This is a genomic window from Sphingomonas sp. CL5.1, assembly GCF_013344685.1.
GTDB lineage: Bacteria > Pseudomonadota > Alphaproteobacteria > Sphingomonadales > Sphingomonadaceae > Sphingomonas.
The window spans coordinates 3,483,109-3,502,850 of the sequence record NZ_CP050137.1 but is presented as its reverse complement, the minus strand read 5'-3'; the positions used below and the strand labels follow the sequence as shown (position 1 = coordinate 3,502,850).

The following is a 19,742-nucleotide window of genomic DNA, read 5'->3' as shown; positions in this document are numbered from 1 at the left end:
ATGAAGTTGCAATATTAATCGGCCGACCGTTAGAAATTTAATTGACGGCAGTTCCCACGCGATAAGGTGGGCGCAGAGATTGGCGAGCGGGCGCGCGCCGTCCCGGTGTGGGAGTGTTGCGCGCGTCGCGCGTCATGATGCTTTCGAGTATCGTCGCCTCGATCATATCACATACGCCGTCGATCGTGGCGCGCGATGGGCGGAACCACTCGATCACGCCGTTCATAGAATCAAGCAGGAACGAAATGAAGGTGATGCGGTCGACGGTCGATGAGAATTCTCCGTTCTGCACGCCGCGGTCGAAGGCGTCGAACCAGATTTGCGCATATTCCAGTCGGTTGCTGCGCGTCCGGCGCTTCATCACCGGTGGCAGATATTCATAGATGCGCAGATAGGTGTTGGCGTCGTCGCGCACGTCGAGGAAGCAGGTGATGTGGGCATGGATCATCGCGCGGAATTGCTGCGTCGCGGAGGCTTTCGGGCCGAGAGCTTCGATCTGCGCCACGATCGTCTTGGTCAGTCGTTCGATGCCCGCCATTAGCACTTCGTCGAGCAATACCTCCTTGGATGGGAAATGGTAATAGACGCTTCCCGCCTTGAGACCGCTCAGCGCCGCGATGTCGCGCAGCGAACAATCGGCATAGCCCTTTTCGGTGAAGCGCCGCGCGGCGGCGGCGAGGATCGCACCGCGCGTCACATCGCCCTTACGCTGCTTTTTCTCCCTAATCGGCGGATTCGCGTCAGCCAATGCTCTTCCTTCGATCTGTCTCCGGAGACTGTCCCTGTCTGACGGGCGCTCACAATAACTTCCATATTTCTGACGGCGGTTTGTTCGAAACTCAAGTAGCGGGTATCGATGAGTGTCAGAAATTCAGCCTTGCAGCCGTTTGAAAATATCTGATATTAACCGCTTAGTCGGACGGACGCGCGGAGCATGCCGGTGGCGGGCTTGCTCGATTCGGCGATCATGGCGCTCGCCCCATGGAGGCGCCTATCACTATTACGCCAGCCAACTGGTGTGGCGCACCGCGCCGCGCGCGCCAACCTGATGGGCATGGAAAGCTCCGCCAGCGACACGGGCGCGGACACCTCGCAGCGCGAGATCGTCGGGCAGGTAATCGCGGCAGCGGGTTCGGGTCTGAAGCCCATGTTTCGTACTGATCTAACCCGGCTCGCGCTGCCGGTTTCGCGCAGGCAGGAGTTCTCGCGCGACGCTGCGCGCAGGCTGATCGGCTGGGAATCGAAGGTATCGATCGCGGAGGGCATCGGACGTGTCGTCGCGTGGCTCGATCGGCAGCATAACTAGTCGGAGCGCTGTCGCGATGGGCCAGCGCATCCGGAGAGCGGCCCCGGATGCGCAATGGCCGTGTCACAGATTGGTGGTATAGAACGCGATGAGCTTCTCGGCCGCAGGGCCAACGAACGCCGGCTGGTCGTACAGGTCGTAGTGCGTAGCGCCGGGGACGATAAAGAGATTCTTCGTCTCCGAACGCGCCTTGGCGAACAGTTCGTAGCCATCGCGGAACGAGCCGAACGCCCCCGGTCGTCCGCCGCCGATGATGATCTGCAGCGGTTGGGTTAGCAGCTTCTCCGCGAGATGGAACGCGTCCCAGCCGAATGCTGCGCCGGTGCTGGTGATCTTCAGTTGATTGGTCGAGCCTGGATGCTGCCCGCGCGGCGTCGTATAATAATCCACTGCCTCGACCACATCGATGTCCGTGATGCCAGCCGCTTCCAGCGCCGATCTCGACGGCGGGCAATAATTGGTGATGGCGACTGCGCCGCCGCGCGCCTCGGCGGTACGCTGCCTTCCAATTCCCTCTAGCGCCGTGATCGCGGCGTCGGGCGAAAGATCGGCTTCGCGCATCACGCGGCCATAGTTCGCGCCGACCACGGTGGCGACCGCCTTGAACCGGCGCTCGGTCATCGCGGCGTTGACGGCGTAGCCGCCGCCGCCGCAGATGCCGAGCACGCCGATCCGGTCCTCGTCGACGAAATCGAGCGTGACGAGATAGTCCACCGCGCAACGGAAATCCTCCACGCGTGTCGCGGGTTCCTCCAGATACTTGCCGTCGCCGCCGCTTGCGCCCTGCGTTGAAGCATCGAAGGCAAGCGCGACGAATCCTGCCTCAACCAGTCTGGCGGCATAAATCCCCGCCGTCTGTTCCTTGCAACTGCTGATCGGATGCGCGACTACCAACGCGCGATACTTCCGCGCCGGATCGAAATCGGCGGGCAGATGAAGGTCGGCGGCGACATCCCAGGATTTGTTACGAAAAGTCACGGACTTCTTCATGTCATTCTCCAGATACCCAGCAAATCGGGCGGGTGAGTGCCGATGGGAAATAGCGCGCCGCGTGCATTATGGTTAGATTGGGTGATATGAATGCAGTCATTAGCAGGAGTTCTGAATGATCGGCGGCAGCCTGCGTGATCTGAACGCGTTCGTCGTCGTGGCGAGCGAGCGCAGCTTCACGCGCGCCGCAGCCCGCTTGGGCGTTTCGCAATCCGCGCTCAGCCAGACCGTCCGGCATCTGGAGGAGCGGATCGGTATTCGCCTGCTCAACCGTACCACGCGAAACGTATCGGCGACCGAAGCCGGTCAGCGCCTGCTGGCGCGCGTGGTTCCGGCGCTGGAGGAGATCGATCTCGGCATCGCGCAACTCGGCAACCTGCTCGACCGGCCATCGGGCACGATCCGGATATCGGCGGACGAATATGCCATCCATTCCGTCATCTGGCCCGCGCTCGAACGATTTCTGACGACATTCCCGGAGATCAATATCGAACTGAGCACCGATTACGGTCGCACCGACTTGGCGCGTGGGCATTTCGACGTCGGCGTGCGTCGCGGAAATCTGGTGTCGAAGGATATGATCGCGGTGCGGATCGCCCCGGACATGCCGATGGCCGTGGTCGGCGCGCCATCATGCCTCGATGGTCGCGCGCGTCCGAAGCGGCCGCCCGACTTGTCGGATTATCCGTGCATCAACCTCCGACTTCCCACCCATGGTGAACTGCTGCCATGGACCTTCACCAAAGCGGGGAAGGATCTGCGGGTGACCAATCCCGGCAGGTTGGTGTTCACGAGTATCGCCCAGGTCCGGCAAGCCTGTCTCGCCGGCTTTGGCCTGGCCTATCTGCCGCGAGACTATGTCGAGCCGCATATCGAGGCGGGAGAATTGATCGAGATGCTGGCCGATTGTCGCAAGACGTTCGAAGGCTATCATCTTTATTATCCGAGCCGTCGGCAACGCCCACCCGCCCTAGGCGCGCTACTGGAGACCCTGCGCTATCACGGTTAGCGCCGCCGTCGTTCGCCTACAAAATCTAACCATCGATTGAATTTTTATCGTGCCCAGAATAGACTTACGCGTCAATGGATAGACGGGACAGGGGTCAATCCATCAACAAGCCCATCGGGCGATGCTTCGATTGGTCGGACCACCCGCGAGAAAAACGGATGGCAGGGGAAAGTGATCATGGACCCTGACAATATGATCGCACGGGGAGCGTCGTCGCCCTCGATGGATGTCGCGCTACGCTATGCCGCCTTGGGCGGGCTTTTCGGTGCGGTTGGCGGGCCGAGCTTCGAGCACGAATTGCTTCGCGACCTCACGCAGATGTTTCATTTGGAATACGTGCATATCTGCCATTTCCCCGCCGAGCAGCCCCAGATGCTGTTGTCGGTAGCGGAGGACAGCGGCCGCAGCGTGCAGGAGTAGAGCGCGGTGTATCTGCAACGGCAAATGTGACAGTTCGATCCGACCATTGATGCGGGCGGCCGTTGGGACGCGACGGCGCCGATATTGACCAGGCTCGATATCGATCATTCCGAAACGCGGGAAACTGAAGCTTTTCTACGACGACAAATCGATTCATGAGCGCGTGGTGGTTTATGGCTGGGGAGCGGACGGGCTTCTCGACCTCAGCATCGTGCGCACCCACACGCGCGCGGCGCGGAGCGGTCACAGATAGGTATGATCGGGGAAATCGCCTTTCCGTTGCTGGGGTGGCATTATGCGCTGGTGAGCGAATGCCATATCGTTTCGTCGGCTTTGTCGTCGCTCGCGTTGATCGAGGAGTGCATCGCGCTGTCTGGGCACGATATACTGCGGCGTGAAGGGCAGGTGGTGGCGCGGATGTCGTACGGCATGGCCTGCGAGGGTGCCGCGCTTGACCTGTCGATCGCCTTATGAAACGCCGATCAGTTACAAGAAGCGTTTCTATCGCCGGTTCATCTCGCGGGCTTCCGCGAGGTGTTAAACTGGTATCTGCTGCAGTCTTCCGGCACCTGTTATTTGCGGGCGGCGCCACGATATCATTGAGCAGACGGCGTATCACCGCGTGACCAGTCGAGGTCACGCGGTGACGCCCCCTTTTGCCCCCGGAGGCGGACCCGATCGGGAAAACCCATTGCGCCCGCCTGATGGCGTTATTTCGAGAAGATCACATTCGCTTCGATCCGCGCATCGGCCTTGCGGATCAGCCACTTGCCGTTGACCTTTACATAATCTTCCACAACCCGCTCGAACCCAAGGCCGTTCTGTGTCCCGATCTGGCCGTAACCGTTGATGAACCAGAGCGCCCGGGCGCGATCGGTGCCGACATATTCGAACTGCGGCATTGTGCAGATATGGATGGATTTGCCCTGGCTGAGTAGTTGCTTCGCGAGATCGACGAAGCCATCCGCGCTGTTCCTCTCGAGCGGTGGGCGCGTGGCTGCGCCGTTCGGGCCACTGTTGTCCGCGAAATACAGCTCGAAATTGTCCGACATCGTCGAGCGGAGCGCCTTCCAGTCATGGCTGTCGAGCGAGCGGCAGAAAGTCAGTCGGAGATTTTTCATCTCCTCCATCGCCAGCAATCGTTCCACCCCTTTCAATTCGACCTTGGGCGGTGTCGGCACGGTCTGGGCGAAGGCAGGGATTGCGGTGCATGCAGCGAGCGCGATCGCCGCGCCGCCGCCGCAAAGATATCTTGAAAGAACGGTCATGGGCTTCTCTCCTGGGTGATTAAGAAATAGGAACGTGCGCTTCAGAAATTATACGAGAGCGAGCCGCCAACCGTGCGCGGCGGCGCCCAGATCGCATAGGTGCCGACCGGGCCGCCCTGTAATTGCACGGGCCGCGCGTTGTTAGTGAGGTTGGTCACGTAAAATTCGGCGCGCCAATGTTTGTCGGCGGTCGTGTACGATACGTTCGCGCCGACTTCAGCATAACTATTTAGCGGAAATTCCTCGCTCGCGACATTATACAGCTTGCTCGACGCATTGGCGTTGGCGGCGAACTGGATGATGCCGGAGCCGATATCGATATCGTAGCTGGTGGCGATATTGGCGGTCCATTTCGGGGAGCGCGGCATCCATGTGTCGTTCGCGCTCCTGGCGACGGTTTGCCAGCTTCCGCCGCCAACCTGCTCGAAATAAGGCGCATTGTCGAAGCGAGTGAACTTCGCGTTGAGATAGGCGCCGGATACCGATAGGCGCCACGCCGGAATCGGATGGAAGGTCATTTCCAGTTCCGCGCCATAGGTTCGCGCCTTTTCGGCGTTCACAGCCTTGGTCTGGTTGCTGAGCACGTCGACTGCGGATACCTGCATATCCTTGTAATCGTAATAGAATGTCGCGGCATTCATGGTGAACATCGGCGAGCTGTGCTTGAAGCCGATCTCATAGGCGTTGATATGTTCCGGCCTGACCAGCAGCGGCGGTGAGCCGGCATAGGTTCCGGTTTTGTAGCCGCGGCTGTACGAGGCATAGACGTTGGTCCCGGCGTCAATCTGGTAACGGATCGCCGCGCGCGGGGTGAAGCTGTTCCAGCGAAAGTTCGACGGCTCGTCGTTCGGCAGCGCCACCGGATCTCCGGTCGCACCATCGCGTAGCCTGATATCCTTGCGCTCGGTGCTGTATCGGCCACCGGCGGTCAGAAACAGGCCGGGCGTCACCTCATAAGTGCCATCGACGAAGACGGCGAAGGTTTGCGTTTTGATCCGCTGAAGATTGCCGGGCGTGGAGACGCCGAAGATGAGATTCCTCGGATCGGCATCCTGCGTCACGCCGTTATAATAATAGACACCGGAAACCCAGTCGAGATTGCCGTTCTTCCCATTAACGGTCAGCTCGTTCGAAAAAGTCTTGTAGATCTCGCTGCCGCCGACGTGAACGAGCGCAATGTCTGATTGATCAGCGTCCGCGGCGAAATCATTGCGGTCGTGACGATAGTTCACGGTGTTTTTCAACTTGAGCGAATCGCTGATTTCCCAGTCGATGATGGCGAGGCCACTGTCGCCGACGTTGCGATTGACCGGCTTGAGATCAGCGGCGGTTTCCCAAGGCTTGTGCGCCACGATCGCATGCGTCCCAGGCACGAGGTCCGGCATGGCGACGAGTAGCGCATAGCCGTCCGGATTGTTCAGCCCGAGCGCGGTGGCGTCGAACGCATAGCTATGCTCGTAGATCAGGCGCAGGCTGAACCCGTCGTTGTTGGTGAACCTGATGTCCGGGCGGATATCGAACATCCGGGCTGGAGCATCGTTGTTCGATCCGGTGACGATGTTTTTCGTATAGCCGTTAGAATGGCGATAGCTGACAGCGAGGCCCGCTGCGATATTGTCCGAGATCGGCCCGGAGAGATAGCCGGAGAGCTTCAGGTCATTGAATTCGCCGTAACCGACCTTGAAACGCCCGGTGAGCGTGTCCGATGGCCCGGACGTGGTGATCAGGATCGCGCCACCGGTCGAATTGCGGCCGAACAGGGTGCCCTGTGGCCCTTTCAGCACCTGCATTCCATTGACGTTGGGCAGATCGAAATTCATGCCGCGCGTATTGGGAAGATAGGCCCCGTCCAGATAGACCGGGACGCTGGCGTCGAGCGCGCCGCCGATCACCAGCGTGCCGATGCCGCGCAGCGTCGGCATGAAGACGGGGGCCTGCCCCTCGAAACGCAGGCTCGTCACCGATTTGCCGAGATCGAAGACCGAGTTGATCTGCTTGACGTCCATCTCGTCCGTACTCACGGCGTTCACCGAGATTGGGACGTCGACCAGCCGCTCCGAGCGGCGCTGCGCCGTGACGACGACATCGTCCCCGCTGACCGGCGCGCTGGTCGCCTGCGTTGCCTTGTCGGCCACGGCCGCGGGAGATTCGGCGAGCGCCTGATCGGAACAGATCAATATGGCGGTGCCACAGAGAAGTGTGGAAATTTGCACTATATGCCCCTCCGGAATATCATTATTTTATAATATTGTGGGTATCAGGTGTTCCCTGCTTCCAATTGTTCTCGAGGCGGTTGTTGGACGGGTGGCCCATTCAAGTCGCGCGAACCTGTAAAGCGTTTAGTATTATTGTCATTGATGGCTTGTTTAGACCCTTCGGTCTGCCCCCATCGGTAGGGACAGCGCCGCAAGCCGGTATGTCCCCAACGTTGGGGGCATCGGCCGCTATTGGCCAATGTTAACCGCGTTGATCAGAGGTTTCGGCCGGCTACTCGTTGGAATCGATGCGCTGAAAACGGCGCAACGCGGCCGGCCCGCGCCTGATGGACGCGACTTGAGGAGAGATTGATGGCGGGTATCGAGGGGCGTTCGATCGTCGTGACGGGCGGCGCCAGCGGGATCGGCGAGGCCGCCGTCCGGCTGTTCGCCGCGCATGGCGCGCTGGTGACGGCTGCCGACTTCAATGTGGAGCGCGGCACGGCGCTGGCCGATGAGCTGGACCGGCAGGGGCTGAACGTCCAGTTCGTCCGCGCCGATATCTCGCGTGAGGAGGATGTCGCGGCGATGGTCGAGGCGGCGGAGCGGCGCTACGGGCGGCTCGACGGCGCGTTCAACAATGCCGGCATCGCCAACGCGCCGGGCCTGCTCGCGGACATGACGTTCGCGGAGTTCCAGCGGGTGTTCGGCGTCAATGCCTTCGGCACGTTTCTGTGCATGAAATATGAGATCCAGGCGATGTTGCGCGTCGGCGGTGGGGCGATCGTCAATACATCGTCGGTCAGCGCGCTGATCTACGACAGCCAGCTCGCCGCCTATTCCGCCTCCAAGCACGCCATCACCGGGCTTACCCGCGCGGCGGCGGCGGAATATGGCGAGAGGAACATCCGGGTGAACGCGATCGCCCCGTCCGCGACGCGCACGCCGCTCTACATGGAATATGTCGCGGCGAACCCGGACTATGTGAAGACGCTGGAGGACAAGCACGCCCTGCGCCGCGCCGCCGAGCCGGTGGAGCAGGCACGCGCGGCGATGTGGCTGCTGTCCGACGAGCCGTCGTTCGTCACCGGCGTCACCCTGCCGGTGGACGGCGGCTACACGCTTTACTGAGCGATTCCGCAAAACAGAACCAGGGAGAGTTTTATGAAATCCGCGACATTCCTGTCGATCAGCGCCGGACTCGCGGCGGTCGCCACCTCGATGCCGGCCGTCGCCCAGACCGCCGACGCCGCGCCGGCCGCCGTCGCCGATATCATCGTCACCGCCAACAAGCGCGAGCAGAAGCTTTCCGACGTCGGTTCGACCGTCGCGGTGCTCGGCGGCGACGCGCTGGCGGCGCGACAGATCAATGACCTCAAGGATATCGCGCAGGCCGTGCCCGGCCTGTCGTTCGCCAATTCGGAGAACGGCACGCCGATCCTCACGCTGCGCGGCGTCGGGTTCATCGAATCCTCGCTGGCGGCCTATCCGACCGTCTCGGTCTATGTCGACGAGGCGCCGTTGCCGTTCGGGGCGCTGGCGGTGCATTCGGCCTATGACCTTGAGCGGGTCGAGGTGCTGAAAGGACCGCAGGGCACGTTGTTCGGCCAGAACTCCACCGGCGGCGCGATCAACTTCATCGCCGCCAAGCCGACCGACGAGCTTTCCGCCGGGGGCAACCTCACTTATGGCCGGTTCAACGAGGCCAATGGCGAGGCGTTCGTCAGCGGCCCGCTCAGCAGCACGCTCAAGGCCCGTGTCTCCGGCCGCGTCGAGACGATGGACGGCTGGCAGATCAGCAACAGTCGCCCGAATGACCGCAACGGCAAGGTGCGCAATTACATGGGCCGCCTGCTGATCGACTGGGAGCCGACGTCCGGCGCGCGCTTCAGCCTCAACGTCAACGGCTGGAAGGACAAGAGCGATACCGAGGCGCCGCAATATATCGGCTATGTCCAGCAGAACCCGATCGCCAACCCGATCATCCCCACCGTGCCCTTTTCGCCGGCCACGCCGCGCGCGGCCGACTGGGGCGGGCCGGTGGCGGGCTTCGTGCCGTTCGGCGACAGCGATTTCTGGCAGGCGTCGCTGCGCGGCGACATCGACCTTGCCGATCACGTCACGCTGACCTCGCTCACCTCTTACCTGCAATTCAACCAGCGGCAGGGTGCGGATCGCGACGGCCTGCCCTATACGGTGAACGACCTCATCAGCGACGGCTCGATCCGCAGCTTCTTTCAGGAATTGCGGCTGAGCAACGGCGCGTCCAGGCCGTTCCGCTGGGTGGTCGGCGGCAATTATTCCAATAACAAGGTCGATCAGGTCGCCGATTTCGATTATCGCTATACGTCGGTCAACGAAACGGTGTTCACCGTATTCGGTTACAACCTCGATCGCGCGCATTACAGCAATTACCAGAAGCTCACGAGCTTCGCCTTTTTCGCGAACGGTGAATACGATCTTGCCAGCACGCTGACCTTCAAGGCCGGCGCGCGCTACACCAAGGCGCAGAGCAGCGCGACGATCTGCAACACCGATCTGACCGGCGACCCGAAGGGAACCGGGCCGTTCCTCTACGATGTGGTGTTCGGCGGCGCCTATGGCACTTTCCATGCCGGGGATTGTTTCGCGGGCAACGATCTTGGCGCGACGATCAACGGCGTGCCGCCCGGCGCGCCGGGCCAATATAAGGATACGCTGACCGAGGATAACGTCTCGTGGATGGCGGGCCTGGATTACAAGCCGCGGCCCGGCCTGCTGTTCTATGCCAACGTCAGTCGCGGCTACAAGGCGGGCAGCTTCCCGGCGGTGTCGGCGACCAGCTTCGTCCAGTATCGCGCGGTGAAGCAGGAATCGGTCACCGCATATGAAGCGGGCGCCAAGGCGTCGCTGCTCGACGGCGCGTTGCAGGTGAATGCCGCCGGCTTTTATTATGATTATCTGAACAAGCAGCTTCGCTCGAAGGTGCAGTCCTTCTTCGGCATCCAGGATGCGCTGGTCAACGTGCCGAAATCGTCGATCAAGGGCTTCGAACTGGAGTTCACGTTGCGTCCGACCCATGGGCTGACTTTCGCCAACGGCTTCACCTGGCTCGACGCGAAGATCGATCGCTTCACCGGGATCAGCGGCGGCGGGCTTCCAGCCGACTTCGCCGATACGCGGATGCCGTTCGCGCCGAAATATCAGCTTTCCTCGAACCTCGACTATGAATTCCCGATATCCGACCGGCTGAAGGCGTTCGTCGGCGCGAGCGCGAACATGCGTTCGGATACGATCGCGGTGGTCGGCGGCGACGTGAATGCCGCGAACGCGATCCCGTCGACCTTTAAGTTGCAGGGCATCGACGGCTATGTGCTGGTCGACGCCCGCGCCGGGATCGCCAGCGCGGACGGCCGGTGGCGGGTGTCGGTGTTCGGCAAGAATATCTTCAACCAATATTATTGGAACAACGCGATCACGTCGTCCGACGCTGTGGCGCGGTTCGCCGGGATGCCCGCCACCTACGGCGTCAGCCTGTCGTTCCGGCTGTAGCGGCGCCCCTTCGCATCACAATCAATCGGCCAACCGTTCGATTTTTCGCCGGACCTGCGTGACATTCGCCCGAAAGGGGTTACAATGCGGATGCCGGCACGAATATGCGGCGGAGAGGATGCGATGGCGCAAGGCATCGGAGCAGCTATGCGGGTCAACCCCGTCGTCGATCTGACGCCCGCGATGGGCGGCGCTTACGATCGGCTTTTCGGCGCGATCGGCCGCAGCGATCTGCAACGTGAGTTGCTGGCCTTCCTCGACCAGATATGCGGGGCGGATTCGCTGCACTTCTTCCGGCTGGAGGATGGCCGGCCGGATATTTCCTGCGGTCTCAGCCTTCACGATCGCAACGCCGCGCGGCAGCAGGCGCAGGTCTATATGGCGCGCGACCTATGGCGCGACGACCGTGAGATGGGGGAGGGCAGCCGGCTGCAATGCGAGCTGCCGACCTTCTACCGCATGGCGACCTGCGACGCGCCGACCAGCGACCTGCGCGATTTCTACCGCAGCCAGAAGCTGATCGAGCGGCTGATGATATGCGGGCGGACGGCGGGCGGCGTCATCGGCTTCAGCGTGATGCGATCCGCCTCGCGCAGCGTGACGGCGGTCGACAATCTGCCGGGCATCGACCGCGCGTTTTCCAGCCTCTTCCCGATCGTCGCCAAGCATGTCGAGATCGTCGGCCAGAGCCGGCGGCTGGTCGAATCGCTCACGACGCTGCCGCTGATCGAGCAATATCTCTCGCTGAACGAAGTCGGCCTGTCGCATCGCGAGATGCAGGTGGCCGCGCGCCTGCTCTACGGGCTGAGCGCGAGCTGCGTCGCCAGCGATCTCGGCATCAGCACGGAGACGGTCAATACGCACCGCAAGCGGCTCTACGGGCGGCTCGGCATCGGTTGCCATCATGAACTGCTGCTATGGTATCTGCGGCATTGCGGTGACGTGGCGCTCGGCTTCTCCGGCCCCAGCATCGCCCTGTCCTGACGGCGCGCGGCGCGCCCTTGTCCCCCAGCGTGGGGATTGTTGCCGGCCCCCTCGCTCCATAGCCTTTTCCTCAAACAGAGGCCGTTCGCGCGGCCCGCAATTGAGGATGACCGGAAATGGGCAGACTACCCGCTGGCTTTGAAGATCTTGAGATATTCGTCGATTATTGGGACGTTCCCACCTCCAACGATCGCTGGAACCGTCGCGCGGGCGCCGAATACAAGGACATCGTCCGCTTCTACGAGGCGATGACCGCCCGGATGGAGGAGGCCACCGCTTATGTCGAGCAATATCCGCTCGACGACATGCCCGACGACGTCGCCTGCCTGTTCCGCCTGCTGCTCGCGCTGATGCAGGCGGCGATCGCTGTCGAGCTGCATCAGGCGTCGCGCGTGCCTTACTCGCCCTGGCCGCACACGCTGAAGATCGGGAGCGGCCTGCAACCCTATGGTTGAGCGGTCGCCAGGACATTTCGGATATTGGGAGAGTTGACGTGAATGAACTGAGCAAGATCAGCCCGAGGCTCGCGGACCTTGTCGGCGTCTCGGGCGGCCCGATGCCGGCCAGCCTCTATACCGATCCCGAGCAATATGAGCTGGAGCGCGAGCGCATCTTCCGCCGCGCGTGGCTGATCGCGGGTCGCGAGGAGCGCATTCCCGAACCGGGCCAGTATTTCGTCAAGGAAATCCCGGTGCTCAACGTATCGGTGATCGTCACCCGCGCGAAGGACGGCAAGATCCGCGCCTTCCACAATGTCTGCTCGCATCGCGGCAACCATGTCGTGATGGACAAGGAGGGCAAGGCGAGCCGCTTCACCTGCCGCTATCATAGCTGGACATACAAGAACACCGGCGAACTGATCGGCGTGCCCGACGAAGGTGGCTTCTTCGATTTCGACAAGAAGAAATGCGGGCTGACGCCTGTGGCGTGCGACTTATGGGACGGCTGGATCTTCATCAACCTCCAGCCGCAGCCGGAAGTGACGCTGAAGCAATTCCTCGGCCCGTTCGGCGAGCAGTTCGCCAATATCCCCTATCCCCACGCCGACAATTGCCTGATCCTGACCGGCGAGATCAAGGCGAACTGGAAGTGCCTCGCCGACAATTTCAGCGAATTCTACCACATCCAGTCGATCCATCCGAAAACGCTGGCGCCGGTCTATGCCGGCAAGGAAAATCCGTGCAGCCGGCCGATCGACGCCGGCTCCTTCGGGCCGCATCGCTCGCTCGCCGGGTGGCTCAACACCGGCTACGCCCCGCCGGCGAACTGGACGGTGGTGCGCTGGCTCTATCCCGCGAACCAGACGGTGACGGGAACGCAGCAGGAAGGGCAGGTGAACCCGCTCGCCGAGCATCCGCGCGTCAATCCCTCGAAACGCGCGGACTGGTCGAGCGACGTCAACTGGATCTTCCCCAACTGGCACATCCAGATTTCGGCGAGCCGCTTCTGGACGCACGAATTCTGGCCGCGCACCCGCAACACCTCGTCGTGGGAGGCGCGCTTCTATCAGCCCAAGGCGTCCAGCGTGCGTGAACGGTTGCAACTCGAACATTTCACCGCGACGATCGCCGACGCCTTCCTTGAGGATCTTGCGAATATCGAGAGCACGCAAAGCGGGATGGAATCCGGGGCGAAGTCGTTCGTCTATCTCCACGAAGGCGAGGTTCTCGTCCGCCATTCGCTGGAGCAGGTCGATAAATGGACGCGCTCCGCGAGGGTCGCCGACGCGTTGAGCTGACAAATACTGACTCCGCCGGCTTTGGCACGGCGGCGAGCGTCCGAAGAGTGATCGAGCATATCAAGCGCGATCCCTTTTCGGGCGCTCGCCGCTGTGCCGCGCGTGTTTGATTTCCTCTGGTTCGTCGATCTTCGACATCTTCGCCCTCATTCGATTCTCTCGAAACCGCTGTTCCGAAATGATCACTTGGTTTCGAAACAGGCGGGGATAGCTGTTCAAGGCATCGAATATCGGTGCGGCGAACCGCCAATGCCGATGACCACAAACGGAGAGTTCGGCATGCAATCCAATTTCCTCAGCGATGAGCAGGCGACATGGCTGGAGACGGTCAATCGTTTCATGGATAGCGAGGTGACGGTCGAATATGTCCGCGAATGCGACATGCACCGCAACTATCCCTATGAGGCGTATGAGAAGATCGCCAGACAGGGATGGCTTGGGCTTCTTTTCAAGGAAGCGGATGGCGGCGCCGGCGGCAATATTTTCGATTATACGCTGATGGCGGAGGGGCTGGGCAAGTTCGGGTTCGACTTCGCTGCGGCTATCCTCGTCCCGACCTTCACCGCGATGAACATCGCCAAATTCGGCACCGCCGAACAGAAGGCGAAATATATCCGGCCTTTCATCGACGGGAAGATCCGTTTCTCGGTGTCGATCTCCGAGCTCGGCGCCGGTTCCGACGCGGCGAGCACCAGGACGCGGGCGCGGCGCGACGAAAATGGCGACTGGATCGTCACCGGCCAGAAACTATGGTGTTCGGGCGCCGCCGCGACCGACGTGGTCATCGCGATGCTCGTCCGCACCGACCCCGATGACAAGCACGGTGGTCTTTCGATCCTGTTGATCCCGAACGACACGCCGGGCCTCGTCATCAACAAGCTGCCGACGTTGTCGCGCCATGCGACCGGCACGACCGAGATCTTCCTCGACGAGGTCAAGGTGCCGGGCGATGCCTTGCTCGGCAAGGAGGGTGAAGGCTGGAAGATCATCGTCGAGCATCTCGAACTGGAGCGCTGCTCGGTGGCTGGCGCCTATACCGGCAATGCCCAGACGGCGGTGTCAAAGGCCGTGCAATATGCCCATGAGCGCGAGCAGTTCGGCCGCCCGATCTGGGACTTCCAGGTGCTCCGCCATATGCTGGCCGACTGCCAGACGCAGGTCGATGCCGCCCGCCTCCTCGTCTATCGGGCGGCGGCGATGCTGGCGGCGGGCCTTCCCGCGAGCCGCGAAGTGTCGATGGCGAAGCTCTACGGCTCGGAGACGCTCAAGCATTGCGCGTTGACCGGCATGCAGGTGCTGGGCGGCCACGCCAACCTGCCCGAGGCGGACATGGAGCGCTATCTGCGCGAAAGCGTCCAGTCGACGATCGGCGGCGGAACCTCGCAGATCCAGAAGACCATCATCGCCAGGTCGATGCGTCTTTGATCGCCGGAACCTCAGGGAAGGGCATCGCCATGAGCCTCATCAACAATCGTATCGACCAGACCTGCGACGAGCTGGAGGTCGGCCAGATATTCCGCTCGGGCGGACGCACCGTCACCGAAACGGACGTGGTCAATTTCTGCGCGCTGACGGGCAACTGGATCGAGATCCACTCCAACACCCATTATGCCGTCAGGACACGGTTCGGCCGACGCCTGGTGCAGGGGTCACTGACCTATGCGATCGTGACCGGGCTGATCCAGTTCGGCCTTGGCATCCAGGCGAATTACGGCATCGACAACATGCGGTTCCTCGCGCCGGTCGATATCGGCGACACCATCTACGCGGTGTGCGAAGTGATCGGGAAGAAGGAGAAGGACGACAAATACGGCGTCATCAAGTTCCTGATGAAGGCGGTCAATCAGGATGGCGTCACGGTCCAGCAGGCCGAATGGAGCCTGCTGATGCTGCGCAGGCGCGAGGATCTCGACGCGTTGATCGCGGCGTCGCTGCCCGACCTCAAGGACTGAACGGATGTCGCCGAAACCCGTGGCCGCGATCGTCGGGATGGGGGATGCCTATGCCTCCGGCGACGATCGCAAGGACCCGCTGCAACTGGCCGTCGAGGCGACACGCAACGCGCTCGCCGATGCGGGGATCACGAAGGACCGGATCGATGCGGTCTATACCGGGCGCTCGCCCTGGGCGGACAAGAGATCGCAGTGGAGCAACATCTTCATCTCGCACATGCACATGCCGGTCCGTCGTAACAGCGAGATCACCCTGCACGGTGCCGGCCTGACGGCGACGCTGGCCGTCGCCGCCGAGATGATCGGCGCCGGTCAGGCCGATTATGTCCTGTGCCTGCAAAGCGACGCAACCGAGCTGTTCGTGGACGCCGTCGCGATGGGCGCGGAGGCCGACGCCGAGCCACAGGTCGAAATTCCTTATGGCGCACCGATCCCCGCGCTCTATGCGCAGGCGGCCTGTCGCTATCTTCACGAATTCGGCGTGACCGAGGAGGCGCTCGCGGACGTGGCGGTCGCCAACCAGCGCTGGGGGGCGCGTCACCCCCGCGCGGCCAAGGCGAGATTCGGCGAGATCGACCGCGCCACGGTGCTCTCGTCCCCCTATGTAGCCACCCCGCTACGGCGCTGGATGTGCTCGACCTGGGGCGGCGGCACCGGCGGCGCGGTGATCGTGACGTCGGTCGAACGCGCCCGGGAGGTCCGAAATCCGATCTACCTGCTGGGTTACGGGTCAGCGACGACGCACGAATATCTGACCGATCGCATGAACATGCGGACCTGCAAGTTTCCGCAACTCGGCCCGATGCCCAATCTGGTCCACACGGCGACGGCGGTTGCCGCCGACGAGGCGTTCGCCATGTCGGGCCTGTCGCGGGAGGATGTCGACATGGCGCAGATTTCAGTGAATTTCGCTCACATGGGGCCGATCATCATGGAGGACTTGGGCTTCGCGAGGAAAGGACGCGGCATCGATCTCTATCGCGAAGGACGCACGGGGATCGACGGCGATCTGCCCACCGACACCAACGGTGGCTGGCTCTCGTTCGGTCAGCCGGGAATCTCCTGCAACATGGACAGCATCGTCGAGGCGGTGCGGCAGCTTCGCGGACAACCGCTGGGGCTGGCGCCCGCGCGGCGGCCCAAGACCGTGCTGGTCCAGGGCGCGGGCGGGATGCTGGCGGCCGGTAGCGTGTTGCTGCTCTCCACCGGCAGTTGATGACGGAGCGATAGCGATGACGCGAACGCAATTGCATGAGGGCTGGCCACAGCCATACCGGCTCCTCGACGCCGAACCCTATTGGGAGGGGCTGGAAGCGGGCGAGATTCGATTTCAACATTGCGCCGCCTGCGACCAGCCGGTGTGGCCGGCCCATTCGGCCTGCCCGCATTGCAACGAGATCAGGCTCGAATGGCGACAGTCCGCCGGGCACGGCGCGCTCTATTCCTTCAGCACCGTGATGCGCGGGCCGACGCCGAGCTTCGCATCGATCGCGCCCTATTCGGTCGGTTTCGTCGAGATGGACGAGGGCTATTATCTGTTCGCCCAGATCGACGCGCCGCCGGAATTGCTGAAGATCGGATTGCGCGTCGAGGCGCGAATGATCCGGCGCGGAGGGCAGCGATTGCCGGTCTTCGTGATCGCCTGAGATGTCCTGGCGCGGCGCGGGGATTGTCGGTCGCCGGTCGAGCGTGCTCGGCCTGTTCGAGCTGCTCGAACCGCCACTTCGAAAATCGCAAATTGGCGGCTGGCATTATCCGACCTAGCCATATCGCGCCGATGGGCGAACCCGATCCGGGGCGGAAGGAGCGGATGTCGTGGAGGAAATTGCGGGCGCGTCCAATCAGACCGTCGATTTGCTGCGCCATGTCGCCAAAATCGCCAACGGCGATCTTCAGCCCCGCGACATCGAGGCTGTTCGGCGTCTGCTCCTCGATTGTTTCGTCGTTTCGCTATGGGGCAGCACCCGTCCCGCGGCGCGGGAGCTTGCGCAATGGTCGGCGCGCTTCGCCGGCACTGGCTCCAGCTGGGTGCTCGGCGGGAAGTGGCGCGCCGAGCCGTCCGTGGCGGCGCTCGTTTTCGGCACCGCCGGGCACAGCTATGAACTGGACGATACCCATGACGAGACGGCCAGCCATCCCGGTTGCGTCGTGATCCCCGCCGCGCTCGCGGTGGGGGCCGCCACGGGCGCTTCGCAGGCGGAGCTCTTTCGCGCCATTGCCGCCGGCTATGAAGCGATGGCGCTGATCGGATGCGCGGCCGGCGGCATGGACACCGTCCATAACGGCTTTCACCCGACATCGGTGTTCGGCTCGTTCGGCGCCGCGACGGCCTGCCTCAGCCTCTATGCCTTCGAGCAGCGCAAGCCGGTGGATGAGGAGATGCTGGCGACCGCCTGGGGTCATGCGCTGTCGCAAGCGTGCGGTTCGATGCCATTCTCGGTCGAATCGCGCGGCGGCGAGGTGAAACGGCTCCACGCCGGGCTCGGCGCGCGCAACGGGGTGCTGGCGGCGCAATTCGCGCAGCTGCCGGCCATGACCGCGCCGCATCGGTCGGTCGACGGCACTTACGGCGTCGCCGGCATGTTCGGCGGCGCGCCGAGGCAGGTGACGCCGGGCGAGGAATTTCAGATCCATGTCATCAGCCTCAAGCCTTATTCTTGCTGCCGCCTGTTTCATTCGACGATCGACGCGCTGGCGCGGATCACCGACGATTTCAGCGTCGCGACCGATGATATCGCGGATATCCTGATAACCGGGCCACGGTTGATCGCCGACCAGCATATGACGCCTGCCCGGTCGACCATGACCGCGCAATATAGCTGCCCCTATGTCGTCGGCGCGACGCTGGCCTACGGGCCGACCCGCTATGATGTTTATGGAGAGGATTTCCTGGACGATCCGGCGATCCTCGACATTGCCGCCAAGGTCCGGTTCGAGATCGACGCGGAGCTGGAGCGCAGATATTATCCCAAGCAGTTCGCGACGAGCGCGACGATCCGTTTCAACGACGGCACGACGCGGACGGCGATGGTGGTCGACAGTGTCGGCACCACGCGCAACCCGATGAGCCGCGCGCAGATACTGGCGAAAGGCGACGGACTGGCGCTTCGGGGCGATTTGCCGTCAGGCGCCGCGCTTGCCGACGCGATATGGGACGATTCTCGCGACGCCGCCGCATTGCTGGCGGCGGTCACGGGAAATGCGGCGTGAAGGGCCGGTTGCCGGGCGTCAGGATATAGCCGTCAACCTGCTCAGAAAATGATCGGCGACCGGATTGAGCGGCCGGTTGCGCGCGACGGCGATCTGGATGACGCGTCGTGCCCAGGTTTCGTCCAGGCCGACGCTGGAAACATTTTCAGAATGCTCGCGGCTCAGCATCCCTTCGGGCAGGATCGCGACGCCGAAGCCGTCGCACACGAGATTGACGGCCAGGCTGGGACTCTTGACGCTGACGCGGGGATCGAAACGGACGCCCGCACGCTTCGCGGCCGCCGCGAACGCCCCGGTCAGCGCCTTCAGCGCGACGATATTTTCCGACATCAATTCGCCGAACCCGATGCTGCCACGCCGGCTAAGGGGATGGGATTTCGGAACGATCACGACCAGCCTGTCCTCGCGGAACGGCAGGATGTGCAACCCCTCGAGATCGAGCCGTGCTTCCTGGGCGAACACGCCGATGTCCGCGTCGCCCCGCCCGACCATCTCGACGATCTCGCCATTCTCGACTTCGTGCACATCCAGCTCGACCAGCGGGAAATCGCGGGCGAAGCCGCTGAGTTCGCCGGTCAGGAAGGGATCGATGATCGAGCGGGCCGATGCGATGGTGACCTTGCCTTCGCGACCGTCGTTGAACGCCGCGATTTCCGCGCGCAGCGCTTCGATGCTGCCGACGATATCGCGCGCGTGGCGCAGCACCACGGCGCCCGCGGCGCTTGGCACGACGCCTTTCGCGCTGCGATCGAGCAGTTCGATTCCGGCGATCGCCTCCAGATCCTGGATGCGCTTAGTCGCGGTCGACGGCGCGATGTTCTCCCGCGCGGCGGCGCGCCCGATCTGCCCCTCCTCCACGACCGATACGAAGAGTCGCAGGGTGAAAAGATCGATCCGACGGATCAGATGTATCTGATTGAACTGCCCATTTTTCGACGCCTTCGGTTTGGGCCTGCACCGACCTTCAGCTATGTCGGCAAAACCGCTTCTAGAGTGCCGCGTCCCCGACGTCAGCATCGCTAAAGCGTTCCCCGGTAGTCGGTGGTTCTTTTTGTCGATGCCAGCACAAATGAACTTCGGCGCGTCCTCCAGTCCCGGATGGCGGGCGTGCATCGTGCATCGCGCCAAGCGGGCTGAAC

The 19,742-nt window shown here is 62.6% G+C and carries 20 protein-coding genes; 14 read left to right on the top strand and 6 right to left on the bottom strand.

The genetic code is table 11. The features are described from left to right. Window positions 1-37: 37 nt before the first annotated feature. Window positions 38-748, bottom strand: a complete 711-nt coding sequence (locus F9288_RS16870; RefSeq protein ID WP_174837857.1) for a TetR/AcrR family transcriptional regulator — start codon at window positions 746-748, stop codon at window positions 38-40. A gap of 192 nt (window positions 749-940) precedes the next feature. On the opposite strand from F9288_RS16870, the gene F9288_RS16865 reads away from it, so the two are divergent. Further along, window positions 941-1,306, top strand: a complete 366-nt coding sequence (locus F9288_RS16865; protein ID WP_174837856.1) for an NAD(P)-dependent oxidoreductase — start codon at window positions 941-943, stop codon at window positions 1,304-1,306. A 63-nt stretch (window positions 1,307-1,369) separates the two neighbouring features. Here the strand turns inward: F9288_RS16865 and F9288_RS16860 are convergent, their stop codons facing one another. Next, window positions 1,370-2,296 carry an alpha/beta hydrolase gene (locus tag F9288_RS16860; protein ID WP_174837855.1) on the bottom strand — a complete coding sequence of 309 codons (927 nt, stop codon included), beginning with the start codon at window positions 2,294-2,296 and terminating at the stop codon, window positions 1,370-1,372. Between the two features lie 115 nt (window positions 2,297-2,411). Here F9288_RS16860 and F9288_RS16855 point away from each other — a divergent pair, with 115 nt between their 5' ends. The 3 genes from F9288_RS16855 to F9288_RS16845 all read left to right on the top strand — a co-directional run bounded on the left by F9288_RS16855 (window position 2,412) and on the right by F9288_RS16845 (window position 4,199). After that, window positions 2,412-3,305, top strand: a complete 894-nt coding sequence (locus F9288_RS16855; RefSeq protein ID WP_174837854.1) for a LysR family transcriptional regulator — start codon at window positions 2,412-2,414, stop codon at window positions 3,303-3,305. Window positions 3,306-3,482: 177 nt separating this feature from the next. Beyond that, window positions 3,483-3,725 (top strand): hypothetical protein, encoded by a 243-nt coding sequence (locus tag F9288_RS16850; RefSeq protein WP_174837853.1) that lies wholly within the window; start codon window positions 3,483-3,485, stop codon window positions 3,723-3,725. Window positions 3,726-3,980: 255 nt separating this feature from the next. Beyond that, entirely contained in the window at window positions 3,981-4,199 is a 219-nt protein-coding gene (locus tag F9288_RS16845; protein WP_174837852.1) for a hypothetical protein, read from the top strand. Between the two features lie 236 nt (window positions 4,200-4,435). Here F9288_RS16845 and F9288_RS16840 read toward each other — a convergent pair whose 3' ends face one another. Then, a complete protein-coding gene (locus tag F9288_RS16840; protein ID WP_217482542.1) occupies window positions 4,436-4,864 on the bottom strand; it encodes a nuclear transport factor 2 family protein in 429 nt (142 codons plus the stop codon). Window positions 4,865-5,034: 170 nt separating this feature from the next. Beyond that, window positions 5,035-7,128 carry a TonB-dependent receptor gene (locus tag F9288_RS16835; protein ID WP_174837850.1) on the bottom strand — a complete coding sequence of 698 codons (2,094 nt, stop codon included), beginning with the start codon at window positions 7,126-7,128 and terminating at the stop codon, window positions 5,035-5,037. 432 nt (window positions 7,129-7,560) lie between these two features. On the opposite strand from F9288_RS16835, the gene F9288_RS16830 reads away from it, so the two are divergent. The 5 genes from F9288_RS16830 (at window position 7,561) to F9288_RS16810 (ending at window position 13,441) form a co-directional block, all read left to right on the top strand. Then, window positions 7,561-8,319 (top strand): SDR family NAD(P)-dependent oxidoreductase, encoded by a 759-nt coding sequence (locus F9288_RS16830; protein ID WP_174837849.1) that lies wholly within the window; start codon window positions 7,561-7,563, stop codon window positions 8,317-8,319. Between the two features lie 33 nt (window positions 8,320-8,352). Then, window positions 8,353-10,719, top strand: a complete 2,367-nt coding sequence (locus F9288_RS16825; protein ID WP_254620919.1) for a TonB-dependent receptor — start codon at window positions 8,353-8,355, stop codon at window positions 10,717-10,719. A gap of 123 nt (window positions 10,720-10,842) precedes the next feature. Continuing rightward, entirely contained in the window at window positions 10,843-11,703 is an 861-nt protein-coding gene (locus F9288_RS16820; RefSeq protein ID WP_174837848.1) for a helix-turn-helix transcriptional regulator, read from the top strand. Window positions 11,704-11,819: 116 nt separating this feature from the next. Continuing rightward, window positions 11,820-12,158 (top strand): hypothetical protein, encoded by a 339-nt coding sequence (locus F9288_RS16815; protein WP_174837847.1) that lies wholly within the window; start codon window positions 11,820-11,822, stop codon window positions 12,156-12,158. Between the two features lie 38 nt (window positions 12,159-12,196). Then, a complete protein-coding gene (locus F9288_RS16810; protein WP_174837846.1) occupies window positions 12,197-13,441 on the top strand; it encodes an SRPBCC family protein in 1,245 nt (414 codons plus the stop codon). Window positions 13,442-13,501: 60 nt separating this feature from the next. Here the strand turns inward: F9288_RS16810 and F9288_RS16805 are convergent, their stop codons facing one another. Further along, complete coding sequence (locus F9288_RS16805; RefSeq protein WP_174837845.1) at window positions 13,502-13,726, bottom strand: hypothetical protein; 225 nt, start codon at window positions 13,724-13,726, stop codon at window positions 13,502-13,504. Here F9288_RS16805 and F9288_RS16800 point away from each other — a divergent pair. The 5 genes from F9288_RS16800 to F9288_RS16780 all read left to right on the top strand — a co-directional run bounded on the left by F9288_RS16800 (window position 13,721) and on the right by F9288_RS16780 (window position 18,603). Further along, window positions 13,721-14,866, top strand: coding sequence for an acyl-CoA dehydrogenase family protein (locus F9288_RS16800; RefSeq protein ID WP_174837844.1), 1,146 nt, complete (start codon window positions 13,721-13,723; stop codon window positions 14,864-14,866). The two genes, F9288_RS16805 and F9288_RS16800, sit on opposite strands and share 6 nt — an antisense overlap. Window positions 14,867-14,895: 29 nt before the next feature. Further along, a complete protein-coding gene (locus F9288_RS16795; protein WP_174837843.1) occupies window positions 14,896-15,393 on the top strand; it encodes a MaoC/PaaZ C-terminal domain-containing protein in 498 nt (165 codons plus the stop codon). Window positions 15,394-15,397: 4 nt separating this feature from the next. After that, window positions 15,398-16,609: a thiolase family protein gene (locus F9288_RS16790; protein ID WP_174837842.1), complete on the top strand. Its 1,212-nt coding sequence runs from the start codon at window positions 15,398-15,400 to the stop codon at window positions 16,607-16,609. A 16-nt stretch (window positions 16,610-16,625) separates the two neighbouring features. Continuing rightward, window positions 16,626-17,039 (top strand): Zn-ribbon domain-containing OB-fold protein, encoded by a 414-nt coding sequence (locus tag F9288_RS16785; RefSeq protein WP_174837841.1) that lies wholly within the window; start codon window positions 16,626-16,628, stop codon window positions 17,037-17,039. Window positions 17,040-17,208: 169 nt separating this feature from the next. Beyond that, window positions 17,209-18,603: an MmgE/PrpD family protein gene (locus F9288_RS16780; protein ID WP_174837840.1), complete on the top strand. Its 1,395-nt coding sequence runs from the start codon at window positions 17,209-17,211 to the stop codon at window positions 18,601-18,603. 18 nt (window positions 18,604-18,621) lie between these two features. Here the strand turns inward: F9288_RS16780 and F9288_RS16775 are convergent, their stop codons facing one another. Further along, on the bottom strand, window positions 18,622-19,716 hold the full coding sequence (locus tag F9288_RS16775; protein WP_217482541.1) for a LysR family transcriptional regulator: 1,095 nt from the start codon (window positions 19,714-19,716) through the stop codon (window positions 18,622-18,624). Between the last annotated feature and the right edge of the window lie 26 nt (window positions 19,717-19,742).